This window comes from Streptomyces sp. 4F14, from assembly GCF_048159485.1.
In the GTDB taxonomy this organism is placed as follows: Bacteria; Actinomycetota; Actinomycetes; order Streptomycetales; family Streptomycetaceae; genus Streptomyces.
Map to the genome: position 1 here is coordinate 180,917 of NZ_JBLRVY010000005.1, position 21,960 is coordinate 202,876.

Annotated in this window: 22 protein-coding genes; 7 read left to right on the top strand and 15 right to left on the bottom strand. The window is 71.4% G+C overall.

Annotated elements, in window-relative coordinates; genetic code table 11:
* Positions 1–1,230 (top strand): styrene monooxygenase/indole monooxygenase family protein, encoded by a 1,230-nt coding sequence (locus ACLZOT_RS10260; RefSeq protein ID WP_416968469.1) that lies wholly within the window; start codon positions 1–3, stop codon positions 1,228–1,230.
* Here ACLZOT_RS10260 and ACLZOT_RS10265 read toward each other — a convergent pair.
* Positions 1,185–2,309 carry an alkene reductase gene (locus ACLZOT_RS10265; protein ID WP_416968470.1) on the bottom strand — a complete coding sequence of 375 codons (1,125 nt, stop codon included), beginning with the start codon at positions 2,307–2,309 and terminating at the stop codon, positions 1,185–1,187. The genes ACLZOT_RS10260 and ACLZOT_RS10265 overlap by 46 nt on opposite strands.
* 69 nt (positions 2,310–2,378) lie before the next feature.
* Between ACLZOT_RS10265 and ACLZOT_RS10270 the strand changes: the two genes are divergently transcribed.
* Positions 2,379–2,738, top strand: a complete 360-nt coding sequence (locus ACLZOT_RS10270) for a MerR family transcriptional regulator (protein WP_416968471.1) — start codon at positions 2,379–2,381, stop codon at positions 2,736–2,738.
* Between the two features lie 4 nt (positions 2,739–2,742).
* Here the strand turns inward: ACLZOT_RS10270 and ACLZOT_RS10275 are convergent, their stop codons facing one another.
* From ACLZOT_RS10275 to ACLZOT_RS10295, 5 genes are all read right to left on the bottom strand, one after another.
* Positions 2,743–3,774 carry an NlpC/P60 family protein gene (locus tag ACLZOT_RS10275; RefSeq protein ID WP_416968472.1) on the bottom strand — a complete coding sequence of 344 codons (1,032 nt, stop codon included), beginning with the start codon at positions 3,772–3,774 and terminating at the stop codon, positions 2,743–2,745.
* Between the two features lie 169 nt (positions 3,775–3,943).
* Entirely contained in the window at positions 3,944–4,378 is a 435-nt protein-coding gene (locus tag ACLZOT_RS10280) for a VOC family protein (RefSeq protein WP_416968473.1), read from the bottom strand.
* Between the two features lie 65 nt (positions 4,379–4,443).
* Positions 4,444–4,749 (bottom strand): hypothetical protein, encoded by a 306-nt coding sequence (locus tag ACLZOT_RS10285; protein ID WP_416968474.1) that lies wholly within the window; start codon positions 4,747–4,749, stop codon positions 4,444–4,446.
* A gap of 143 nt (positions 4,750–4,892) precedes the next feature.
* On the bottom strand, positions 4,893–5,543 hold the full coding sequence (locus ACLZOT_RS10290; RefSeq protein ID WP_416968475.1) for a TetR/AcrR family transcriptional regulator: 651 nt from the start codon (positions 5,541–5,543) through the stop codon (positions 4,893–4,895).
* 69 nt (positions 5,544–5,612) lie between these two features.
* Positions 5,613–6,551, bottom strand: a complete 939-nt coding sequence (locus ACLZOT_RS10295; RefSeq protein WP_416968476.1) for an AurF N-oxygenase family protein — start codon at positions 6,549–6,551, stop codon at positions 5,613–5,615.
* 91 nt (positions 6,552–6,642) lie between these two features.
* On the opposite strand from ACLZOT_RS10295, the gene ACLZOT_RS10300 reads away from it, so the two are divergent.
* Positions 6,643–7,482, top strand: a complete 840-nt coding sequence (locus tag ACLZOT_RS10300) for a hypothetical protein (protein ID WP_416968477.1) — start codon at positions 6,643–6,645, stop codon at positions 7,480–7,482.
* 153 nt (positions 7,483–7,635) lie between these two features.
* Here ACLZOT_RS10300 and ACLZOT_RS10305 read toward each other — a convergent pair whose 3' ends face one another.
* The 5 genes from ACLZOT_RS10305 to ACLZOT_RS10325 form a co-directional block, all read right to left on the bottom strand.
* On the bottom strand, positions 7,636–9,093 hold the full coding sequence (locus tag ACLZOT_RS10305; RefSeq protein WP_416968478.1) for a peptidoglycan D,D-transpeptidase FtsI family protein: 1,458 nt from the start codon (positions 9,091–9,093) through the stop codon (positions 7,636–7,638).
* A 14-nt stretch (positions 9,094–9,107) separates the two neighbouring features.
* Positions 9,108–10,451 carry an FtsW/RodA/SpoVE family cell cycle protein gene (locus tag ACLZOT_RS10310; protein ID WP_416968479.1) on the bottom strand — a complete coding sequence of 448 codons (1,344 nt, stop codon included), beginning with the start codon at positions 10,449–10,451 and terminating at the stop codon, positions 9,108–9,110.
* Between the two features lie 50 nt (positions 10,452–10,501).
* A complete protein-coding gene (locus ACLZOT_RS10315; RefSeq protein ID WP_416968480.1) occupies positions 10,502–10,897 on the bottom strand; it encodes an SH3 domain-containing protein in 396 nt (131 codons plus the stop codon).
* Between the two features lie 94 nt (positions 10,898–10,991).
* The gene (locus ACLZOT_RS10320) at positions 10,992–12,260 is read right to left on the bottom strand and encodes an ATP-binding protein (protein ID WP_416968481.1); all 1,269 of its coding nucleotides are present in this window, start codon (positions 12,258–12,260) and stop codon (positions 10,992–10,994) included.
* On the bottom strand, positions 12,257–13,099 hold the full coding sequence (locus ACLZOT_RS10325) for a hypothetical protein (RefSeq protein ID WP_416968482.1): 843 nt from the start codon (positions 13,097–13,099) through the stop codon (positions 12,257–12,259). Before ACLZOT_RS10325 ends, ACLZOT_RS10320 begins: the two co-directional genes overlap by 4 nt.
* A gap of 132 nt (positions 13,100–13,231) precedes the next feature.
* On the opposite strand from ACLZOT_RS10325, the gene ACLZOT_RS10330 reads away from it, so the two are divergent.
* Both ACLZOT_RS10330 and ACLZOT_RS10335 read left to right on the top strand, forming a co-directional pair.
* Positions 13,232–13,480 (top strand): CopG family transcriptional regulator, encoded by a 249-nt coding sequence (locus tag ACLZOT_RS10330; protein ID WP_416968483.1) that lies wholly within the window; start codon positions 13,232–13,234, stop codon positions 13,478–13,480.
* Positions 13,477–13,890, top strand: a complete 414-nt coding sequence (locus ACLZOT_RS10335; RefSeq protein ID WP_416968484.1) for a PIN domain-containing protein — start codon at positions 13,477–13,479, stop codon at positions 13,888–13,890. The genes ACLZOT_RS10330 and ACLZOT_RS10335 overlap by 4 nt, the downstream gene beginning before the upstream one ends.
* Positions 13,891–13,899: 9 nt before the next feature.
* Here ACLZOT_RS10335 and ACLZOT_RS10340 read toward each other — a convergent pair whose 3' ends face one another.
* Both ACLZOT_RS10340 and ACLZOT_RS10345 read right to left on the bottom strand, forming a co-directional pair.
* Positions 13,900–14,433, bottom strand: a complete 534-nt coding sequence (locus tag ACLZOT_RS10340; RefSeq protein ID WP_416968485.1) for a hypothetical protein — start codon at positions 14,431–14,433, stop codon at positions 13,900–13,902.
* A 127-nt stretch (positions 14,434–14,560) separates the two neighbouring features.
* Positions 14,561–15,067, bottom strand: coding sequence for a protein-tyrosine phosphatase family protein (locus ACLZOT_RS10345; protein ID WP_416968486.1), 507 nt, complete (start codon positions 15,065–15,067; stop codon positions 14,561–14,563).
* A 176-nt stretch (positions 15,068–15,243) separates the two neighbouring features.
* Between ACLZOT_RS10345 and ACLZOT_RS10350 the strand changes: the two genes are divergently transcribed.
* Positions 15,244–16,047 carry a nuclease-related domain-containing protein gene (locus tag ACLZOT_RS10350; RefSeq protein WP_416968487.1) on the top strand — a complete coding sequence of 268 codons (804 nt, stop codon included), beginning with the start codon at positions 15,244–15,246 and terminating at the stop codon, positions 16,045–16,047.
* 82 nt (positions 16,048–16,129) lie between these two features.
* Here the strand turns inward: ACLZOT_RS10350 and ligD are convergent, their stop codons facing one another.
* A complete protein-coding gene (ligD, locus tag ACLZOT_RS10355; RefSeq protein ID WP_416968488.1) occupies positions 16,130–17,011 on the bottom strand; it encodes a non-homologous end-joining DNA ligase in 882 nt (293 codons plus the stop codon).
* A 43-nt stretch (positions 17,012–17,054) separates the two neighbouring features.
* Between ligD and ACLZOT_RS10360 the strand changes: the two genes are divergently transcribed.
* A complete protein-coding gene (locus ACLZOT_RS10360; protein WP_416968489.1) occupies positions 17,055–17,960 on the top strand; it encodes a Ku protein in 906 nt (301 codons plus the stop codon).
* 853 nt (positions 17,961–18,813) lie between these two features.
* On the opposite strand, the gene ACLZOT_RS10365 is transcribed toward ACLZOT_RS10360, so the two are convergent.
* Positions 18,814–21,942 carry a DNRLRE domain-containing protein gene (locus ACLZOT_RS10365; RefSeq protein WP_416968490.1) on the bottom strand — a complete coding sequence of 1,043 codons (3,129 nt, stop codon included), beginning with the start codon at positions 21,940–21,942 and terminating at the stop codon, positions 18,814–18,816.
* Positions 21,943–21,960 lie beyond the last annotated feature (18 nt).

Here is a 21,960-nt window from a genome sequence, read left to right on the forward strand (position 1 = left end):
ATGCGGAAGATACTCGTCGTGGGGGCCGGTCAGTCCGGCCTCCAACTCGCCCTCGGCCTCCAGCAGCACGGCTACGAGGTCACCCTGATGTCCAACCGGACGGCGGACGAGATCCGTTCGGGCCGCGTGATGTCCACGCAGTGCATGTTCCACACCGCCCTCCAGCACGAACGCGACCTCGGGATCGGCTTCTGGGAGAGCCAGGCCCCGCGGATCGAGGGCCTCGGTGTCTCGGTCGCGGGTCCCGCCGGCGAGCGCGCCATCGACTGGCTCGGCCGCCTCGACGGCTACGCCCAGTCGGTCGACCAGCGCGTGAAGATGGCGGGCTGGATGGAGACCTTCGCCCAGCGCGGCGGCCAACTGGTCATCCACGGCGCCGCAGTCGGCGACCTCGACTACTTCTCCCGCACCTACGACCTCGTCCTGGTCGCCGCCGGCAAGGGCGAACTGGTGTCGATGTTCGCCCGCAACCCCGAACGCTCCCCGTACGACGCCCCGCAGCGCGCCCTCGCCGTCGCGTACGTCCACGGCCTGGGCCCGCGCCCCGAGCACCCCGGCACGGAGGCCGTCCGCTGCAACCTGGTACCCGGCGTGGGGGAGTTGTTCGTCATGCCGACGCTCACCACCTCGGGCCGCGCGGACATCCTCTTCTGGGAAGGCGTCCCCGGCGGCCCCGTCGACGCCTTCACCGGCGTCAAGGACCCCGCCGAACACCTCGCCCTCACCCTGGAGTTGATGAAGACGTTCCTGCCCTGGGAGTACGACCGGGCCAAGGACGCCGAACTCACCGACGCGGGCGCCACGTTGGCCGGCCGCTACGCCCCGACCGTCCGCAACCCCGTCGGGCAGCTCCCCGGCGGCGGGCTCGTCCTCGGCGTCGCCGACGTCGTCGTGGCGAACGACCCGATAACGGGCCAGGGCTCCAACTCCGCCGCGAAATGCGCCGCTTCGTACCTCACCTCCATCCTCGACCACGGGGAGAAGGAGTTCGACGAGGAATGGATGCGGGCCACCTTCGAGCTGTACTGGGACACCGCCCGGCACGTCACCAAGTGGACCAACGCGATGCTCGCGCCGCCGCCGGAGCACGTCGTCAACCTCCTCGGCGCGGCAGGGCAGTTGCGGCCCGCCGCCGACCGGTTCGCCAACGCCTTCGACAACCCGGCGGACTTCGAGCACTTCTTCTACGAGCCGCAGAAGACCGCCGCGTACCTGTCGTCGCTGGCCTGATCCAGCGTCGGGTAGTCGAGGTAACCCCGCTCGCCGCCCGTGTACATCATCAGGGTGTCCCGCACCTCGTTGAGCGGGGCGCCCTGCCGGATGCGGGTGACCAGGTCGGGGTTGGCGAGGAAGGCGCGGCCCAGGGCCACCAAGTCGGCTCCGGCGCCGAGTAGTTGCTCCGCCGCGCGCTGTCCGCCGTCGGTGGGGAGCGTCGCACCCAGCGCCGGGTTCCCGATCAGCGTGCCCGGCCACAGGGCGCGCAGGCGGGGGAGGAGGGGGTGGTCGTGGTTCAGCGTGGTCAGGTGGAGGTAGGCGAGGCCGTCGCCGGCCAGGGTCTCGGCCAGGGCCGGGTAGAGGGTGTCCGTGTCGGTCTCCTCGACGCCGTTCACGGTGTTCCCCGGTGAGATGCGCAGGCCCACGTTCCGCGGGCCGATCGCCTCGGCGACCGCGCGGGTGACCTCCACGGTGAAGCGGATCCGGTTCGCGGCCGGGCCGCCGTACTCGTCCGTGCGGAGGTTCGTGTTCGTGGCCAGGAACTGGTGCAGGAGGTGGCCGTTGGCCGAGTGGACCTCCACGCCGCTGAAGCCGGCGGCCATCGCGTTGCGGGCGGCCCGGGCGAAGTCGGCGATCGTCCGCCGGATGCCGTCCTTCGTCAACTCCCTCGGGACGATGGAGGGTTGGCGGCCGGTGGGGGTGTGGATCGGCTCCGGGAGAGGGACGGGGGAGGGGGCCACGGGGACGTGTCCGCTGGTGTCCGGGTGGCCCACCCGGCCGCCGTGCTGGAGTTGCAGGAACATCGTGCCGCCCGCCGCGCGCACCGCGTCCGTCACCCTGCGCCAGCCCTCGATCTGCGGGCGGGTGTGGATACCGGGGATGTTCGGGTACGTCCGGCCTGTCGCGTTCGGGGTCGTCGCCTCCGCGATGATCAGGCCGGCCGAGGCGCGCTGCGTGTAGTACTCGGCCATCATCGCCGAGGGGACTCCGTCGGGCTCCGCGCGGTTGCGGGTCAGCGGGGCCATCACCAGGCGGTGAGGTAGGGGGAGTTCGCCCAGGTGGGAGGGGGTTAGGAGGGGTGTCGTCGGTGCCATGCGGGTACCGTAGAACCTGACATTGGTGTCAGATTCAAGTGGCTCTCGGGTAGGGGAGGTGGGGTACGGGTGCGGATCGGGGAACTGGCCCGGCGCAGTGGGGTGAGTGAGCGGTCCCTGCGGTACTACGAGCAGCAGGGCCTGCTCGTCGCCGAGCGGACGCCGGGCGGGCACCGGGAGTTCGGCGAGTGGGCCGTGGACCGGGTGATCCGGGTGCAGGCGCTGTACGCCGCCGGGCTGAACAGCGCGACCATCGCCCGGCTGCTGCCGTGCATGCGGGACGCGGACGGCGGGCCCAGCGCGGTGGCGGACGGGAAACTGGTGGAGGAACTGGTCGCCGAACGGGAGCGGATCGACCGGCTGATCGCCGAACTGGTGCTGTCCCGGGGTGTGTTGGACGAGGCGATCGGGGCGGCCTCGGGGGAGTGAGGGGTCACGCGGGCCGCACCGCCCCCAGGACCGGATCGGCGGCGACGGGAGTGACCCTCACCTTCCCTCCCGGCCCCGGCGCCTGCACGACCTTGCCCTTCCCCACGTACACCGCCACGTGTGTCGCCTGCGGGTAGTACACCACCAGGTCCCCCGGCCGCAGCTGCCTGAGCGGAACCCTCGGCAGCCTCGCCCACTGCTCCTTCGCCGTACGGGGGATCTGCGCGCCCGCGTGTCCCCAAGAACCCGCCGCCAGGCCCGAGTTGTCGTACGCGCGCGGGCCCGCAGCGCCCGTCTCGTACGGCTTGCCCACCTGGTCCATCGCATAGCGCACCGCCTGTTCGCCCTCTGGGGAGGCCGGGGCGTCGGCGCCGTCGAGGGCGTTCTCCGTGAGGAACTCCCGCTGGCGTCCGTCCACTTGGGCGCGCTCCAGGAGGGCCAGCCGGGCCAGTTGCTCCGGAGTCAGGGTCGCCAGCAGCTTCTGGACGGCGTCCAGGCGGGTGCGGACGTCGTCGCGGGCCTTCTTCTTGCGGGCGGTCAGGGCGAGTTGGGCGTCCAGCGCGGTGCGGGCACCGCGGGTCACCGTGTCCCGGCGGTGCTCGTCCTGGGCGAGCCGGGTCGTCGCGGAGGCGCGGTCGCGGGCCAGCTGGCCGATGATGTGGCCCTCGTCCAGGGCGTGTTGGGGATCCTTCGCGAGCAATAGCCGTACGTACGGGGAGATGTCGCTGCGGGACTGGTACTGCTGCCGGGCCAGCCGGCCCGCGAGGTCCCGGCTGCCGTCCAGGGCCAGGCGGGCCCGGACGAGTTCCGCGTCCAGGCGGGCCACCTCGTGCTGCTTCGCCTTGAGCCGTTCCTCCGTCGCGTTGTACGTCTCCGTCGCCGACTCGGTCTCCCGGTACAGCCGCTGAAGCTCCGTCAGCAGCTCGGCGATCGGGCGCTCGGGGGGTGCCGGTACGCCCACGGCGACGGCGGGCACCAGTGCGACCTGCGTGACCAGTGCCGCCGTACACACCAGCCGCAGCAACCGTCCTGACATGCCGTCACCTCCAGCGGGGCGGCACTTCCGCCCTACAGGGCGAGCATCGACGCGGGGAGCCTGCGGCGCGCGCTGGGGTCGGCTGAGTGGGCGAGTGCGGGTTTCGTCGTGGCCGGTCGTGCCCGCGGCGGTAGCCGCATATCCAGTACAGTCCCGCGCCCCCGCGTGCTCAGTCCAGGCAGAACTCGTTGCCCTCGATGTCCTGCATCCCGATGCACGACTCGTTGAACTCGTCGGCCGGCAGGACGCGTTCGCAGACCGCGCCGAGGGCGATCAGGCGGTCGCGTTCGGCTTCCAGTGCCGCGAGGCGTTCCGTGCCGACCAGGCCCGTGCCGGCGCGGACGTCGAGGTGGACGCGGTTCTTGACGACCTTGCCCTCGGGGACGCGCTGGAAGTACAGGCGGGGGCCGGCGCCGGTGGGGTCCATGGCGACGAAGCTCGCGCCCCGGCGTTCGGGCGGGAGGGTGAGGTCGTAGGCGGCCCAGGTGGCGTAACCCTCAGGTGGGGGCGGTACGACATACCCCAGTACCTCGCACCAGAAGCGGGCGACGCGCTCGGGGTCGTGGCAGTCGAAGGTGACCTGGACTTGTCTGATCGTAGGCATCGGCCGCACCTTAGCAAGGGCGTGAGCTGCGGCGGCACCGGGTTTTCAACGGCTCAGCCCACGGCTCAGTCCGCGTCCCCGTCACCCTCTCCACCAGCCCTTTTCTCCGGCTTCGACCAGGGCCACCGGGGCTTCGGGGACCCACCCTTGCCGTCGGGGTCGTACTCGTACTTCCATCCGGTGGGCACCCCGAGCCGCTTGCTGTGCCCCCGGGGCACCCGCCGGTAGACGAGAACGGTCGGCGGCCCGCCCGCGCTGTCGGGCACGGGGATGCGGTACGTCTTGGGCGGATGCCCGGTGGGCCCGAGGAGGACGGAAAGGGTACGACCATCCATGGGCCCACCCTCGAAGGGAGTGTTCTGACTCTTCACGACACCAGTCTCAAGCACGCGCGCATCAAGGGCACGCGCCGCCCACCCAGGGGCGCGGGGCTGTACTGGATGTGCGGCTACCGCCGGGAGGGCGCGACCAGCCACAACGAGCCCGCACCCATCCACTCGCACCAGCCACCCCCTCACCCCCTCTCCGCAACCCCCTCCAACACCCCCGCCGTCTCCGCGTCCCGCCCCGCCGTCACCGTCATCACCGCCACGAACTGCTCCACCAGCCAGTCCCGCAGCTCCTCCGCGGGAGGCTGCTTCCCCTCGTCCAGCCAGATCAGCGACGCCGCCTCGACGGCCGTGATCCACATGCGGACCGTCATCCGCAGCCGGGGCCCAGGATCGACCACATCCAGATGCCGGTAGATGTGCTCGGCGGCGGCCCGCCGGACCTCGTCGACCGTGGCCGTCGTCCGCGACGTCTCGACCACACTCCCGCCCTGCAACAGCGCGCTGAACCCGGTGTCATGCCCGTCGACGAACCCGAGATACCGGTCGAGGGCCCGCCCGAGGCGCGCGAGGACCGGCCCCTCCAGGGGCTCGTCGAAGCACTGCTGAAGCTCCTCCGCGGCGGACCGCAACGCGGCTTCGTACAGTTGCTGCTTCCCGCCCGGGAAGTACCGGTAGACGAGCGGCCGGGACACCCCCGCCGCCTCGGCGACGTCGTCGAGGGACACGTCCTCGGGCGCGCGGTGCGCGAAGAGCGTGAGCGCGGAGTCGAGAAGCTGACTGCGCCGCTCCTCGACACTGAGACGACGGTAGGCGGGTACGGCGGGGGGCGGCATGACGTGCAGCGTAGCCGCTCGTCCCCCTGGGGTATTAGACGGTGAATCCTCAGGTACGGGGACGAACCCTCAGGCCAGCAGCCCGGAGGACCGCCACAGCCGCCGCCCCACACCCCGCAGCACCCCGATGTCGTCGAGGAACTCGGTCAGCCGCCCGGCGCCCTTCTGCATGACCTCCCGCCGGTGCCCGCTCGCCTGGACCTGCGCCACCGCCTCCCGCCGGTCGAGCCCGACGTTGGTGTACACCTCGGGGTTGACGAAGGCGACGGAGAACACCCGCGCGAACTCCCCGGACGTCACCCGCGTGAACTCCTGGGACCAGCGCGGCGCGGTCACCATCTGCCGCCGCAACTCCTCGCGGGCGTACCGCACATGCCGCGCCTCCTCGACGACATGGATCCGGGTCACCCCCCGGAGCAGCGGCTGGACGCGCTCGTCCGGGAACGTGAGGCGCTGCATCCAGTCGAGGACCTCCTCCCCGAGCAGCGTCGCCGTGAACGAACCCGGCGTCGTCGAGATGGTCTTGAAGACCCGCCCGAGCGTGTGGTGGGCCCGGCTCACCGGATACCAGGGGGTGTCGCTCCGGGTGACGAGGCGGGCGAACATCTTGGAGTGCCGGCACTCGTCCTCGATCTCGGTGAGCGCGTACCGCACGTGCGCGCTCGTCGCCGCCTTGTCGTAGATGTGCCGGACCAGCAGCTGCATGAGGATCAGCTCGAACCAGATGCCGAGCGAGGCGAGGGCGGCGGCCTCGTGCCGGGAGAGCAGGATGCGCTGCTCCTCGCTCATCCGCCGCCACATCGGGGTGTCGTACAGGGACACCAGCTCCGGCGGCCAGAACCACTTGCCCTCCTCGAAGGGCGCGTCCCAGTCGAGTTCCCGTTCCGGGTCGAACGAGTGCTTCGCGGAGGCGGCGAGGAGGCGTTCGGCCACCTGCTCGCGGTCCTTGAGCAGCCCGAGCGCGTCCCGCAGCCCGTCGACGGCGTCGGTTTCGGTGAGGGTCGTCATGGCACTTATGAGACTGCTTGTCAGCAAGGTGGTCAATCCCTCGCGCAGCACTTGTTACGGGGGCATCCCCCAGGTGGAGTACGGTTCTGGCGTGTCCACGCCTCCGCCGCCCCAAGGCCCGTACGGCCCCCCGCAGCAGCCCGGTCCCTATGTGCAGCCCCCGTACGGGAACCCCTACGGGCAGCCGCAGCAGACCCCCTACCCGGGTACCCCCTACCCCGGTACCCCGTACGGCCAGCAGCCCGGCATGCCCCCCTACGGCCAGCAACCCTGGGGCGCCCCCGCGGCGCCGCCGCCGCGCAAGCGTCGCCTCGGGCTCGTCCTCGGCATCGTCGGCTCCGTCCTGGTCCTGCTCGTGGTCGCCGTGGGCTCCCTCGTGGTCGTCGTCGGCTCCGACGAGGGGTTCCCCGAGGCCAAGTACCAGCTCACGCTGCCGAAGACGCTGCTCGACGGGAAGTACGCGTTCGCCCAGGACATGTCCGGCACGCTCGGCCGGCAGATCGAGCGCGAGAGCGGCGCGTGGAACGCCCGCGACGTGAAGGCGAAGGTGGGCCAGTACGACATCGGCGGCGACCGGACCAAGGGCAGCCTGGTCATCTCCGGCATGTACGGCCGCTTCAAGGACACCGCCTCCTCCCGCCGCAGCATGATGGAGGGCGTCGGCGAGGCCGACGGCGCGAGCATCGTCGGCAAGCCCCAGGACTTCGACCTCCCGGGCGCCGACACGACGATCACGTGCGAGGTCATCGCGCAGGAGCAGGCCGGGACGAAGCTGATGTACCCCGCCTGCGCGTGGGTCGACGGCAACACGGGCGCGACCATCGCCGAGATCTCGGCGGAGACGGTCCACCAGAAGGCGGAGGACGTCGACCTGGAGGCGGCGGCGAGGACGACGCTGAAGGTCCGCGAGGAGATCCGCCAGCCGCTCTGAGGCAGGGGGCGTACGGGGGTGGTGCGGGACCTGTGCCTCATCCACCCCCGGTACTAGTACCGGAGCCTCACACCCCGCACCCCAGCCCCTCCGGCACCTCCAGACGAACCCCCGTGCCGCGTCGGCGTCCGCGACCCGGAACGCCCCCCCGTCTCACGAAGTGAGCACGGCCTCCATCACGGCCCGCGCGATCGGTGCCGCGACGTCCCCGCCGCTGATGTCCCCCCGGTCGGCGGACCCGTCCTCGACGACCACGGCGACCGCCACCCGGGGCTCCATGTCCCGCTCGCCCCGCGCCCACGACACGAACCAGGCGTACGGCGTACCGGAGTTGCCGACACCGTGCTGCGCGGTTCCGGTCTTCCCGCCGACGACCGCGCCGGGGATCGCGGCGTTGGTCCCGGTCCCCTCGCGCACGACGTCCTGCATGAGTTCCCGGAGTTGCAGGGCAGTTGAGGGGTACATCGCCTGACGGGCCGGAGTCGAACCGGACGTCGAGACCGTCGCCCCGCCCTTCCGTGTCGTCCGCTCGACGAGGTACGGCGTCCGCACCTGCCCCCCGTTCGCGACGGCCGCCGCGACCGTCGCCATCTGCAGCGGCGTGGCCCGCGTGTTGTACTGCCCGATGGCCGACAGCGCCAACTGCGCCTGGTCCACGGTCCGGTCGAAGGTGGACGGCACGACCGCGAACGGGATCCGCACACCGGGGTCGTTGAACCCGAACGCCTCCGCCGTCGCCACCATGTTCCGCACCCCCACCCGCACCCCGAGCTTCGCGAACACGGTGTTGCAGGACCACGTGAAGGCGGCCCGCAGCGGCGCGTCCTCGCACCCCGAGCCCTCGTTGGTGAGGCTCGTCGTCGTCCCCGGCAGCGTGTAGGGCGCGGGCGAATCGGTCGCCGCGTCAAGGTCGTCGACGATCCCGGCGTCCAACGCGGCAGCGGCGGTCACCACTTTGAAGGTCGACCCCGGCGGATACGTCTGCCGTACCGCCCTGTTGAGCATCGGCTGCTCGGGGTCCGCGTTCAGCCGCGCCCAGGCCCGGCGCACGGCGGCCCCGTTCCCGGAGAGCGCGGCGGGGTCGTACGACGGGGTCGACACCAGGGCCAGCACCCGCCCCGTGGACGGCTCGACGGCCGCGACCGCGCCCTTGCGGCCGCCGAGACCCTCGTAAGCGGCCCGCTGCGCACGGCGGTTGAGGGTCGTCACGACCTGGCCGCCGGGCGGGCGGGCCCGGGTGACGCCGTTCAGGAGGGGGAACGAGGACAGCGACGGGTCGGCGCCGGACAGGACGGGGTCCTCGCTGTGCTCCAGGAGCGTCGTCCCGTACTGCTGCGAGGAGAACCCCGTCACCGGCGCGTACAACGGGCCGTCCCGGTACGTGCGTTCGTAGCGGAGCTGCTCCCTGGTGTCCCGGGAGCCGGTGACCGGGGCGCCGTCGACGAGGATGTCGCCGCGCGGCGCCGCGTAACGGGCGATGTCCGCACGGCGGTTGGCCGGGTTGTCGTCGTACGCCGGGGACTGGACGACCTGGACGCGGGCCGCGTTGACCAGGAGGGCGAGCAGGAGGAGGCAGGAGAAGACGGCGGCGTGCCGGATGTACCGGCTCATGCGGAGGTCGTTCCTCACCGGTCCCCCTTGCGCGCCACGTGGCTCAGCCGGATCAGCAGCGCGACGATCGCCCAGTTGGTCACCACCGAGGAGCCGCCCTGCGCGAGGAACGGCATCGCCATGCCCGTCAGCGGGATCAGCCCGGTCACGCCGCCCGCGATGACGAACACCTGGAGCGCGACGATCGAGGCGAGCCCCACGGCCAGCAGCCGGCCGAACGGGTCGCGCAGCCCGAGGCCCGCGCGGTAACCGCGCTCCACCAGCAGGCCGTAGAGGATGAAGAGCGCCGACAGGCCCGCGAGGCCCAGCTCCTCGCCGGCCGTCGCGAGGATGAAGTCGGACTTCGCGGCGAACCCGATCAGCACGGAGTGGCCGAGACCGAGGCCGGTGCCGAGGACGCCGCCCGCCGAGAACGCGAAGAGGGACTGGGCGAGTTGGCCCGGTCCCAGGCCCGCGTCGATCGACGCGAACGGGTGCAGCCAGTCCTCGACACGGCTGTGCACGTGGGGTTCGAGCGCGCTGACGGCGACCGCACCGAACGCCGCGAGCAGCAGGCCGACGGCGATCCATCCGGTGCGTCCGGTGGCGACGTACAGCATCACCACGAACAGGCCGAAGAACAACAGCGAGGTGCCCAGGTCGCGTTCGAGGACGAGTACGCCGACGCTGATGAGCCAGATCGCCACGATCGGCCCCAGAACACGGCCCGTTGGGAGCTGCACGAACCAGATCCGGCGGCCCGCGTACGCGAGCGCCGTGCGGTTGTCCGCGAGGTACGCCGCGAAGAACACCGCAAGCAGCACCTTCGCGAACTCCCCCGGCTGGATGGAGAATCCGGCGATCCGGATCCAGATCCGGGCCCCGTTGACGGCCGGGAACAGCACCGGGAGCGTCAGCAGCGCGAGGGCGGCGGCGACGCTGACGTACGCGTACCGCTTCAGGACGCGGTGGTCGCGCAGCGCCAGGACCACGCAGGTGAAGAGGGCAACTCCCAGGGCGGACCAGACGAGTTGGGCGGGGGCCGCGCGGTCGCCCGGGGTCTCCAGGTCGAGGCGGTGGATGAGGACCAGGCCGATGCCGTTCAGGAGGACGCCGATCGGCAGGAGCAGCGGGTCCGCGTACGGGGCGCGCAGCCGGACCGCCAGATGCGCGCACAGGGCGAGCACGCCGAGCCCGGCGCCGTAACCGGCGGCGCCGGGCGGGATCGAGCCGTTCCTCGCCAGCCCCACGGCGCAGTAGCCCGACACGCAGAGCAGGACGGCGACGACGAGCAGGGAGAGTTCGACGCCACGGCGCCGGGGGAGCCGTACGGCCGCGGTGGCCGTGCTGGTCCCGATACCGATACCGGCGCTCGTCATGTCCGGAACCTACCCAAACAGCGCAAACAGTGCTCCTCGTGGGTCCGGCCCTAGCACCAGCGCGGCGCCGGGCCGATGTTGTCGATGTACCGCGCGGCGCCCCAGGCCCAGGTGCCGTCGGTGAGCAGGTACCACAGCGGGTTGCCCTGGATCGGCTGGCCCGAGGTCTTGCAGAAAATCGTCACCACCTCACCCTGGGGAGCTACCCGGATGACCGCGCTGCCCCGGTTCGGCGCGCTGCGCAGCACGAGCCCGCCGTTCGCCGTCACCACGCCCTTGTACAGGCGCGGGTTGTCGTGGTGATGGTGGCCGCCGCCCTGCCCCCAGTTGTCCCGGGGGCCGCCGCCGTCCCAGTCGTTGTTCGCGGCGGCCGGTACGACGGCCGCGGCGAGCGCGAGGGCGGCGGTGGCGCCGGCTATGCCGAGGCGGGTGAGGGTGGAGCGCATGGCGGTTCCTCCGGGGGGGGGACGGGAGAAGGAGCGCCCGCCGGGTACTGGCGGACTAACGCCACGGTAGGGGTGAAAAGGGGTGATATGCCTTTCAGGTTGCGCCAGTCGGGGACGGCCCCGACGGCAGCGTCAGCGTCGCGACCGCCCCGCCGCCCGGCGCGTTGCCGAACGCGAGCCGCGCGCCCAGCGCCTCCGCCTGCCCCACCGCGATCGTCAGCCCCAGCCCGTGCCCGCGCGCCCCGCCCTCCGTACGGAACCGCTGCGGCCCGTGCAGCACCAGGTACTCCGGGTACCCCCTACCGTGGTCCCGGACCGTCACCACCGGCCCGTCCACCGTCACCGTCACCGGCTCCGCCCCGTGCTGGTGCGCGTTCGACACGAGGTTGCCGAGCACCCGCTCCAGCCGCCGCCGGTCCGTCTCCACGACCCGGTCCGCCGCGACGACCACCTCCGCCGCCTCGCCCGACGCCGCCACCACCCGGTGCGCCAGCGCCCCCAACTCGACGGCGTCCATCTCCGGTTGCTCCTTGCCGGTGTCCAGCCGGGAGATCTCCAGCAGGTCCTCCGTGAGCGTCCGCAGCGCGGCGACCCGGTCGCGGACCAGCTCCGTCGGACGGCCCGGGGGCAGCAGCTCCGCCGCCGCGTGCAGGCCCGTCAGCGGGGTGCGCAGCTCGTGCGCGACGTCCGCCGTGAAACGCTGCTCGCTCAGCAGCTTGCCCTGGAGGGACGACGCCATCCGGTCCAGGGCCGCCGCCACCGCGGCGACCTCGTCCTGCGTCGACCCCTGCGCGCGCGGGTCGTCGACCCGGGCGTCCAGGTCGCCCGCGCTGATCCGCCGCGCGACCTGCGCGGTCGCCTGGAGACGCCGGGTCACCCGGGCCACCGCGACCGCGCCGACCAGCAGCGTCACACCGATCGCCAGGCCCGACGACCACAGGATCGCGTTGTCCAACGCCTCGATCGTGCGGGCCTGTTGGCCGTACTCGACGGCCACGGCCAGCGCCCGGCCGCCGGCCGCCGGGCCCGCCGCCCACATCAGCGGGCGGCCCCGGTAGTCCGCGACCATCGTGCCGCGCTCGCCCGCCGCCGCCAGTGCCTTCAGCTCCTCGGGGAGCCCCTCCGGGTCCACCCCGGCGTTCGGCGCCAGCGCGTCGCCCGCCTCGTACGCGTCCGTCGCGTCCGCGAGCTTCGACAGCGCGACGTCCCTCGACTGGCCCACCGTCTGGTTCGTCACCTGGACGTGCACGAGGACGCCGAGCATCGTCGCCAGCGCGCAGCACATCACCGTGATGAACGCCGCCGCCTTGAAGGCGAGGGTGCGGGTCCAGCGGGGGTTGCGGATCAGGCGCGGGGGGCTCATACGGGGCCCGCGGGGGTACGGGGGTAGTACGGGAGGGCTACCACGGCCGGCGAGGCCGGGAGGGGGGCGCCGTACGTCCCAGGTATGACGTACGCGATCCCCGAACCCGTCGCCGACGGCAGGGGCTGCGGGGTCGCGGAGGGCACGCCGTGCCGCTTCCCGCTCGGCATGCGCCTGCCGTCCGTACGCAGCATCTCGTCGTGGGTGAGGAGCATCGCCTTCTGCTCCGCGTCCCAGGTCCACTGGAGGCGGTACTCGTAGTCCGCGAGGTCCGAGGGCGAACGGATGATCACCGACCGCCCGGCCAGCTCCACCGCACTGACCGCGTCCTCCCAGGCCATCACCTGCACGAGGCGGTGCGCTTCGACGGTGTAGACGCGTACGGCCGTGAGGTCGCCGGGAGACAGTCGGAACCCGAGCGTGAGGTCGGGCCTGCCGTCGCCGGTGAGGTCCCGGTAGTAGGGCTGTAGTACCGGACACGCGCCCTTGCCGGGCGGGCCGCACTTGGCCATCAGGCGGCCGGTATCACGGTAGGGGGCCTTCGCGCCCGCGTAGTCGCTCGGGTCGGCGGCGATCTCCGCGCGGACGACGGCGACCGGGTTCACCCGCCGGATGTCGTCCCCGGGGACCACGACCCCCTGTACTACCTGTGTCTCCGCCTCGTCCAGATCCCAGGCCGGGCTCGACGCGGGCGTGATCTGCGGCCACAGCCGCTCCGGCGAGTTCGCGGTCGCCGTCGGCCCCGCCCCCCGCAGCCCACCGGCATCACCGCATCCCACCCCCGCCGCCCCCACCAGGGCGACTACGAGCACGAGACGAAGACGCCGGGCGAGACTCAAGGGACTCCTGTATGCCGCACTGAACACTGATCCCGTTCACCTTATTCGTGCGGAAGTCCTTTTTGCGTACTGGACTGGACCAAGGGTTGGGCAAGAGGAAGCGGGTGGAGGACTCGAAGTAGGATGAGTGGTATGAGTGAACCTACCGGCAAATATTCGATCACCATGCCGAGGGATGTCGCTGAAGCGGCCAAAGTGCGCAGCGGCCCGTCGGGATTGTCCGCCTACGTGGCTGCGGCCGTCGCCCGTCAGGTGGAGCGCGACAACCTCAACGAACTCATCGCCGTCGCCGAAGCGGAGCACGGGCCGATCACCGATGAAGAGATCCAGGCCGTGCGTGATCAGCTCCAGAGGGCCCGGCGTGAGGCTGACGCCGCGTGACTCGTTCCTCGGCGGTTCCGGGCGGCACCCTGGTTCTCGACAGCGAAGGGCTGGCCAAGGCCGTTCTGCGTGACCGCACGGTCAGCCGATGGCTCGCCCTGGCCCTCGCCGACGATCTGCGCGTCATCACCTCCGCGGCGACCCTGGTCGAAGTGGTCCACCCGCGGATCAACCGGCCTGCCCTGGCGTGGACACTCTCGCGCCTCGTCGTCGAACCGGTCACCGAGTCGATCGCTCACCACGCGGCGGCCCTGCTGGCCGATGCCGGTCTGCACGGTCACAAGTACGCCGTCGACGCCATGCTCGCAGCCACCGCTCTCGCCGCTCCCGGGCCTGTCACGATCCTGACGTCGGATCCGGAGGACCTCGCCGCACTGTGCGGTGGGCGTGTCACTGTGATCAAGATCTGACCGGCGACATCACGCGGCGGATCTCCCTCGGTCCAGCACCCCGCAGCGCCGAGCGAGGGCCTTGAGGCGCTCCAACTCCCGTTCCGCCGCCTCGGCATGGGCGAAGTCGAGGGCCGACTCCGCCCGTGCGGTGATGTAGACGGCGTCTTCGCGGGTCGCCCGGTCGAGGCCGAGGGTGTCGTCGAAGCGGCGGTTCAGTACCCGCAGGGAGAGGCCGATGCTGTCGAGCCGGTCCAGCACGCGCAGAGGGAGCGAGCCCCGCAGCAAGTCCCTGGCGTAGTCGCGGACTTGCCGGTCGGCCTCGCAGGGCCGAGGGGGAGTGGGCGCCCAAGTCAGCCCGGACTCCCGGGCTTCGTCGTACATCTCCGCCAACTTGGTCTGAACCCAGGTGTATTCGCCGTCCTCGCGGGCGGACTCCAGCATCGAGCGCAGGGTTTCGCGGACCTTCGGATCCTCTCCGGCCGAGGCGGCGAGATAGCTGTCCCACACGTCGTACGCCTTCCTCGACTCGGCGTCCTGGAACACCTTGTACGCGTCCGTCAAACCCTCACCCTCCGATGGCCGAGCCCCGTTCGGCTCACGATAGGAGAGGCGGTGGGCGGGGCGCCCGGTATTTTTCCGCGAGGAAATTCCCGGCGGAAAGCTCATGCCGAAACGATTGCTCAGGTCTTCACTCCGCCAGTTCCTCCAGTAATCGGGCCGTCGACAGGCCCGCCCGCAGGTACTCGACGAACAGGTCGTTGTGCAGGGCCCACGGGGAGCGGCGGGCGCGGATCAGGCGGATCGCCTCCTCCATCCCGTACCCCCGCCGCTCCAGCGCGTGGGCGACGACCAGGCCGGAGCGGTTGTAACCGTGGTAGCACCGGACCAGGACCCGCCGCCCCTCGTCGAGCGCCTCGCTCGCCGCTCGCGCGAGACGGATGACGCCGGCCAGCTGGGTCCCGTCGAGCGGGCCGTCCGGTATGTCCCAGACGTGGTGCTCGACGCCGGTGTCGGGCCCGTACCCCGGTAGTCGTAGCAGTGTCTGCACCAGGTCGAACTGATCGCGTACGACGGCCCGTTCCACATGCCCGGAACGGCCCCGGAACTCGTGCCCGCCCATCCACAGCCCGGGCACGATCTCGTTCCACGGACTGTCGGGGGCGGGGACGTCGGGCTGCTTCCTGCGGGTCCGCAACAGCGCCTCCCCAACGCGCGCTCACCAAGGAACTAGCTCGGAGGTATTACGGTCGGAGGTATTACGGGACGAGTGCGAGGGATCTGCCAGTGGCCTGCCCAACTCGCGCCAAAGGTAACCGCCTTCTTGCCCCTGGCGTACCGGTCCTGTTCCCATGGTGCCTGGGGTGATGGCGCATGACCGCACTGCGCGTCGTACCGACCTGGCGCCACGGCCAGGAACGGCTCTACGTCTGTCTGACCGACGGAAGGAACATCGCCTGGTACGACCGTGAGGCCGCCAGGGTCAACCTGCTGAGCGACGACCGCAGAGCCGAGGTACTGGACGCGCTGGCCCCCTTCCTCACGGGCCCGGTGGCCGTCGGACCACCCCCCGTACCCACCCCCGCCGAACTGGCCCTCCTCTCCCTCCACCCCGACGACGACCTCGCCCCCAACCGCCCCGGCGAGGCCCTGCTCGTCGCCCTCGACCGCACCCCGCCGACCGGCTCGCGCCTGCGCCCCGACCCCCGCCGCAGGGCCCTCGCCGCCGAGCAGGCGGTCGGCGACGCCCTCGACGCCCTCGACCGCGCCGGCTGGCACACCCTCCACTCGGTCCCGCTGCCCGGCGGCGACCGCCTCCACCACCTCGCGATCGGGCCCGGCGGGCTGTACGCCGTGCACGCCCTGTACGCCCGTAAGCAGCGGGTCCTCGTCGCCGACCCGATGGTCACCCTCGGCCGCCGCGACGCCCAGCCCCTCCTGCGCCGGGTCCGCGCGGACGCCGCGCGGGCGTCGTACGCCCTGACCGCCGAGGTACGCCCCGTCCTCGCGCTCGTCGGCGCGGCGGAGGTCCGGGTGACGGCTCCCCTGCGGGAGGTACGGGTACTGGGGGACGACGCGCTGCCGGAGCTGGGGCGGCAGGGGGGGGTGCTGAAGCCGGCGGATGTGGAGGCGCTGCATGCGATGGCCCGGGACCGGGGGACGTGGGGGAGGGTGTGAGGGACCTAGGGGGTAGTACTTGGGAGCTACCTCTCCGGAGCTGCCTCTCTAGAGCTGCCTCTCTAGAGCTACCTCTCCGGAACTACCCCTGAGGTACGGTCCCCGCCCGCCCCGCCTCGAACAGCGGCGCCAGCAGATCCCCGTACTCCTCCACCCTCCGTACGACATCCCCCGCCCGGAACACCAGACCCTCCCGGCACTGGGCCACCTCCTGCCAGCTCACCGGAGTGGAGACCGTCGGCTCGGGGCGGGCGCGCAGGGTGTACGGGGCGGCCGTCGTCTTGCGGGCCGCGTTCTGGCTCCAGTCGACGAAGACCTTGCCGGGGCGCAGGGCGCGGTTCATGCGGTGGACGGCGAGGCCGGGGAGTGCGGCCTCCGCGTCGACGGCGAGGCGCCGGGCGTACGCGCTCACCCGGTCGGGGGACGCGTCGCGGACCGGCGCGAGGAGGTGCAGGCCCTTCGCGCCGGACGTCTTCACGTACGCCTCGATCCCGTCCGCCGCGAGCCGTTCCCGCAGCCACAGCGCGACCCGGCAGCACTCGGCGATGCCCGCCGGGGCGCCCGGGTCGAGGTCGAGGACGAGGCGGTCGGCGAGGTCGGGGGCGGCGGTCGTCCACTGGTGCGTATGGAACTCGGCGACCAGGTTCGCCGCCCACATCAGGCTCGGCAGATCCTGCACGACGACCATCCGCGCGGTCCCGTCCGACCGTGTGACCTGCGCTTTCGTGACCCACTCGGGGGTGCCGGGCGGGACGTTCTTGGTGAAGAAGACCTGGCCGGCGGCCCCGTCCGGGTAGCGCAGGAACGACACGGCCCGGTCCCGCAGGTGCGGCAGCAGGACGTCCGCGACGGTCGCGTAGTAGTGCAGCACCTCCCCCTTCGTGAAGCCGTCCGCCGGGTACAGCACCTTCTCCAGATTGCTGAGCGCGAGCCGCCGCCCGGCCACGGAGGTGATAGGCGTCATACGATAAGAATCACGCAGAACGGTGATTAACGGGACGGAAAGGATGCCAACCGTGCGATCCATATGGAACGGCGCCATCTCCTTCGGCCTCGTCAGCATCCCCATCAAGCTCGTCAACGCCACCGAGAGCCACTCCGTCTCCTTCCGGCAGATCCACACCGAGGACGGTGGCCGCATCCGGTACCGCAAGGTCTGCGAACTGGAAGACCGCGAGGTCGCCACCGCCGAGATCGGCAAGGGGTACGAGGAGGCCGACGGGACGATCGTCCCCATCACCGACGACGACCTCGCCCACCTGCCCCTCCCCACCGCCCGCACGATCGAGATCGTCGCCTTCGTCCCCGCCGACCGGATCGACCCCCTCCAGATGGACACGGCGTACTACCTCGCCGCGGCCGGCGTGCCCGCGGCGAAGCCGTACACCCTTTTGCGCGAGGCCCTGAAACGCAGCAAAAGAGTCGCCGTCGCCAAGTACGCCCTCCGCGGCCGCGAACGCCTCGGCATGCTCCGCGTCGTCGGCGACGCCATCGCCATGCACGGGCTGCTGTGGCCGGACGAGGTCCGCGTCCCCGAAGGCATCGCGCCGGACACGGAAGTCACCATCCGCAAAGAGGAGTTGGACCTCGCGGACGTCCTGATGGACACGCTGGGGGAGGTCGACCTCGACGACCTCCACGACGAGTACCGCGAAGCGCTGGAGGAGTTGATCGCCGTGAAGTCCTCCGGCGAACCCCCCTCCGAGACCCCCGCACCCCCCTCCTCCGCCAAGGTCCTCGACCTCATGGCGGCCCTGGAGAAAAGCGTCAACGCGGCAAAGGCATCACGGGGAGAAGAGGCGGAGGCACAGGTCAAGCGGCTGCCGCCCCGCAAAAAGGCGGCTGCGAAGAAGACGCCCACGAAGAAGTCGACGCCGGCGAAGAAGGCAACTCCCCGTAAACGGACGGCGTGATCACCTCACGTCCGCCCGCTCACCCTCTTACGCCCCCACATGAGACATGCCCACCGAACCACGCCCCCCACCCCCAACGAGACGATCACCGCACCCCAGTCGATGACATGCGGCAGCCCGGGAAAGAACGCGAAGAAGCCCAGCCCGACAACAACTCCCGCAACAAACCCCCCGACTCCGACCCACCGCAGCCAACCCCCCTGCCGCTCGCTCACAACACCCCTAATTTCGAGACGTGATGACACTGACTCACCCGCCGCACCCCGCTGACATGCAGGCTCGGCGGTAACGCGGCTACGTCTGAGGGGAGTTGTCACACGCAGGGTCGATCTTGGGATCGCCATGCGTGACGTCACGTGAGGTGTGCGGTAGGCAGAACCCACTACTGAGCGCCCCGACAAACGCACAGTCCACCCCGGCGTTCTGATACGTGATCCTCCGCCCGCTCCCCTTGATCGCATGCGTGAACATGCACCCCGTCGGCACCTTCACGGTCATCCCACCGACGCTGTACTCGAACGTCCGCACCGGCGTGGTCCCCACGGCCGTGGCATGCGCCGCCCCCGGCACACCGAATACGAGCGCACTCCCTACGGCCACGCCGGCGACGATCCGCACCACACGCTTCCCGACCACGGCATCCCTCCCGTCGAATATTCCGCCCGCACTTTCCGAGCAGTCACCGAAACAACGGGGACACCCCCGAACCGGTCACCGGAACCACGGCAACGTCACCGCACCGAGCGAGCGCAGCCACCGAACCGCGCGCCCCTGGGCGGGAGTTCACCGCGAGGGCATGGCAAAGGCCCGGTCGCCCCGTGAGGCGGCCGGGCCCAGGCGCCCGCGGCCGGGCTCACCCCAGTGCCTTCACCGTCCGCCAGTCCAACGGCTGCACCACCTTCACCGGCGCGTTCGTGTTCGTCCGCGACGGGTTGTACACCTTCACCTGCCCGTCCGCCCCGAAGCGGGCCCAGATGTCGGGGATCCCGTCCTTGTTGATGTCGGGGATGCCCAGGGCGGTCGAGACGTTGGCCTCGGTCCAGCTCGTGCCGTAGGCGACGTCGCCGTTCAGGGAGGCCGCCGCCGTCTTGAGGGAGTCGAGGTCGACGCTCTTCGCGACCGCGCCCGGCTTGCCGTGGCGGACGTACATGTTGCCGTTGTCGAGGTTGCGCCAGAGCAGGTCGGGGACGTCGTCGTCGTTGATGTCGGCGATGTTGACGATGTCGCGGCGGGCCCAGGCGTCGGCGTTCATGAGGGTCGCGGTCTGGAACTTGCCGCCGGTGTAGCCGGTGAGGATCCAGTAGGTGAGACCGGACCGCAGGGTCACATCGGGGAGGCCGTCACCCGTGATGTCGCCGACCGCCTTGAGCTGGATCCAGGTCGAGGGGGCGGGGGCGTTGGAGGGCAGGAAGACCTTGAGGCGCTTGCCCACGTCGAAGCTGCCGTACCCGTCGCCGGGGTAGAGCCAGAACCCCCCGTCGGGCGTGACGGCGAAGAGGTCGGTGGCGCCGTCGCCGGGGTACGCGTCGGCGTAGTGGCTGATCAGCGCGGCCTTGCCGGTTGAGGCGTTGTACCAGTGCCCGGCGGGGTTGAGCTTGCCGTCGGAGGTGTACGCCGCGTCGAGGCACTCGTTCAGCTCGCCCCCCTCGTCGCCGACGCAGTTGATCAGCTTGCCGGAGGCGTCCACGACGAGGAGGTCGGGGAGGGTGTCGCCGGTGGTGTCGCCGGGCGCGTCGCCGATGTCGCGGGGCGGGAGGTAGAAGGTGTAGTCGGTGGTCTTGCTGGGGTTGCCGGCCGCGTCGTACGCGATGACGTTGAGGGTGTTGGGCCCGGCGTGCTTGGGCGTCAGGTCGGGGACGGTCGAGACGCCCGCGGTGGGAGGCGGCGCGTCCTTCCAGTTGAGTCCGTCGACGGCGTACCGGAACTTCGCCGCCCCGGACGACGTGAAGGTCACCGCGCCCGGCTTGCCGAACTTGACGGTCGCCCAGGTCGCCCCGTCGTCGGTGGCGGCGAGGAACACCTCGCTGTCCACGTCCGGCGGCGGCGGAGCCGAACCGTCCACGGTGAGCGTGCAGTTGCCGCTGGCCGGGTAGTAGGCGGAGCGCCCGTCCCCGGAGTCCTCGGCGCGGACGTTCCAGTAGTAGACGCCCTTGTCGACGAGCGAGCTGGACGGGATCGTCAGCGTCGCCTTGCCGGACGGCGCGGTCACCAGCGTCCCCGCCGGCACCGCCGCGTCCTTCTTCCAGAACCGGAACCGCAGCGCCGACAGGTTCCCGTCCGGGTCGGAGGACTTCGCGGACAGGACGACGTTCGTCTTGCCGACGGTCCGGCCCGCCGCCGCGGTGCTGCACGTGCCGCCGGGCGCGCTGGACACGCTCGACGGGACCGCCGGGTCACGGTTGTAGACGACGTTCATCTCCGCGGACGTCGCCTTGAACTTCCGCCACGTCTGCGTGTCGCTCTCGCTGGTCGCCCGCATCCCGAAGGTGATGTTGGACCAGCCCTTGTCGGCACCGGTCTGCGCGGCCGACCTGACGTTGAACTCCTCGTAGTCGTCGGGGCAGTCGGCCGACGACCAGCCGTGCGCGAACGACTTCCGCTGGATCTCGTCGGCCCAGCTCGGCTGCTTGTTCCAGGTCGTCCCCGAAGAGATCGACCCGGTCAGCCAGAGCTGGAACTCCCGCTTGGTGCACGACCAGGAGTGGTTGTTGAGGATCGTCAGCGTCGCCTTGCTGATCGACGCGCCCTTCAGCGAACTGCTGTAGCCGATCCGCCAGAACGAACGCGCCGTCCCGTTCGTGTCGTTCTCCCGCCCGACCCGCGCGTCCGAGGTCCCGGAGCTGAAGTTGGTGCCGTTCCAGAAGCTGGAGTTCGGGTACGGCTTGTACGCCACTGTCCACGCCTGCCAGCCCGGGTTGAACGGCGGGTCGATGAAGAGCGGGAAGCGTACGGCGGGGTCGTCGAGCAACCCCGTCTCGGCGACGCGCAGTTCGAGCCGCGCCGCCCCCGTCCCGTCCCCGGCCAGCCGCACCGGCGTCGGCGCCTGCCGCGCGCCGGGCTCGATCCCGCTCAGCCCCGACAGTTTCAGGACATCGGCGGGCGTCGCCACGGAGGTACGGACCCCCGAACCGGCCGGCGCCTCGGGGTCACGCCCACTGGAGTCCCACGCGAACGGCGTCGGGATCGACCCGACTTCCCGCCGAGCGGAGTCCAGCACGAGCACGCGGCCCGCGCCAGCGTCGTGACGGAAGGAGGCGGTGGGCGACTTCAAGCCGTACGACACGGTCGCGAGCGCCGAAGCCGACGCGCGGTCCTTCACGATCAGGAGCTGCGCGAGGCCGCCCTCCTCGCGGGCCACCAGCAACAGGTCGACGCCGGGCAGCACTTCGGAGTACAGAGCGCGCGGCCCGTCCAGCACCGGCGACGGCAGCGGGCCGGGCCAGGTGTAGGTGACGGTGTGTTCACCGAGGACGGTCTCGGCGAGGAAGGTGTCCGAAGAGCCGAGCGGCTGACGGGCGTACGACCGGTCGGCGCGCGAACTCCCCGCCACGGAGCCCGCCGAGAACCGCACCGGCACCACCGGATTCACCGGCCGCACCCCGTCCTCGGCCACCCGCAGCCGGTTGTCGACCGCCGCCCACTTCCCCTGCGCGTTCCGCGCCCGCACGGGCAGCGCGTTGAGCCGCGTGCGCAACCCCCCGCCCGGCTGGGCCCACGTCATCTCCGTGGCGGTGGTCGCCGTGTCGACGACGACCTCTTTCCCGGTCCGCCGCGCCTCGGCGGCGGCGGCGTTCTCGTCGCGCGGTCCGGTGTGCACCGGCCGGGCGTCAACAGGCTTGCGGGCGGCGGGAGTCGATGACGAGCCACCCTGCCACCAGGGCAGCAGCGCGGCGGTCAGGGCGGCCAGCACCAGGCAGACGGTGAGGCTCAGCCGGGTGCGCGTGCGCACGAAGGGGCTAAGAAGGCGGGGCGGCGCGGACACGGCGGTCTACTCCCGTGT

Bases quoted from the DNA above. Each gene is read 5' to 3' on its own strand.
- ACLZOT_RS10315 (WP_416968480.1), bottom strand. From the start codon at position 10,897: ATGCGCTCCACCCTCACCCGCCTCGGCATAGCCGGCGCCACCGCCGCC.
- ACLZOT_RS10275 (WP_416968472.1), bottom strand. From the start codon at position 3,774: ATGTCAGGACGGTTGCTGCGGCTGGTGTGTACGGCGGCACTGGTCACG.
- ACLZOT_RS10350 (WP_416968487.1), top strand. From the start codon at position 15,244: ATGACCGCACTGCGCGTCGTACCGACCTGGCGCCACGGCCAGGAACGG.
- ligD (WP_416968488.1), bottom strand. From the start codon at position 17,011: ATGACGCCTATCACCTCCGTGGCCGGGCGGCGGCTCGCGCTCAGCAAT.
- ACLZOT_RS10290 (WP_416968475.1), bottom strand. From the start codon at position 5,543: ATGCCGCCCCCCGCCGTACCCGCCTACCGTCGTCTCAGTGTCGAGGAG.
- ACLZOT_RS10305 (WP_416968478.1), bottom strand. From the start codon at position 9,093: ATGAGCCGGTACATCCGGCACGCCGCCGTCTTCTCCTGCCTCCTCCTG.
- ACLZOT_RS10360 (WP_416968489.1), top strand. From the start codon at position 17,055: ATGCCAACCGTGCGATCCATATGGAACGGCGCCATCTCCTTCGGCCTC.
- ACLZOT_RS10310 (WP_416968479.1), bottom strand. From the start codon at position 10,451: ATGACGAGCGCCGGTATCGGTATCGGGACCAGCACGGCCACCGCGGCC.
- ACLZOT_RS10295 (WP_416968476.1), bottom strand. From the start codon at position 6,551: ATGACGACCCTCACCGAAACCGACGCCGTCGACGGGCTGCGGGACGCG.
- ACLZOT_RS10330 (WP_416968483.1), top strand. From the start codon at position 13,232: ATGAGTGAACCTACCGGCAAATATTCGATCACCATGCCGAGGGATGTC.
- ACLZOT_RS10260 (WP_416968469.1), top strand. From the start codon at position 1: ATGCGGAAGATACTCGTCGTGGGGGCCGGTCAGTCCGGCCTCCAACTC.
- ACLZOT_RS10320 (WP_416968481.1), bottom strand. From the start codon at position 12,260: ATGAGCCCCCCGCGCCTGATCCGCAACCCCCGCTGGACCCGCACCCTC.
- ACLZOT_RS10265 (WP_416968470.1), bottom strand. From the start codon at position 2,309: ATGGCACCGACGACACCCCTCCTAACCCCCTCCCACCTGGGCGAACTC.
- ACLZOT_RS10280 (WP_416968473.1), bottom strand. From the start codon at position 4,378: ATGCCTACGATCAGACAAGTCCAGGTCACCTTCGACTGCCACGACCCC.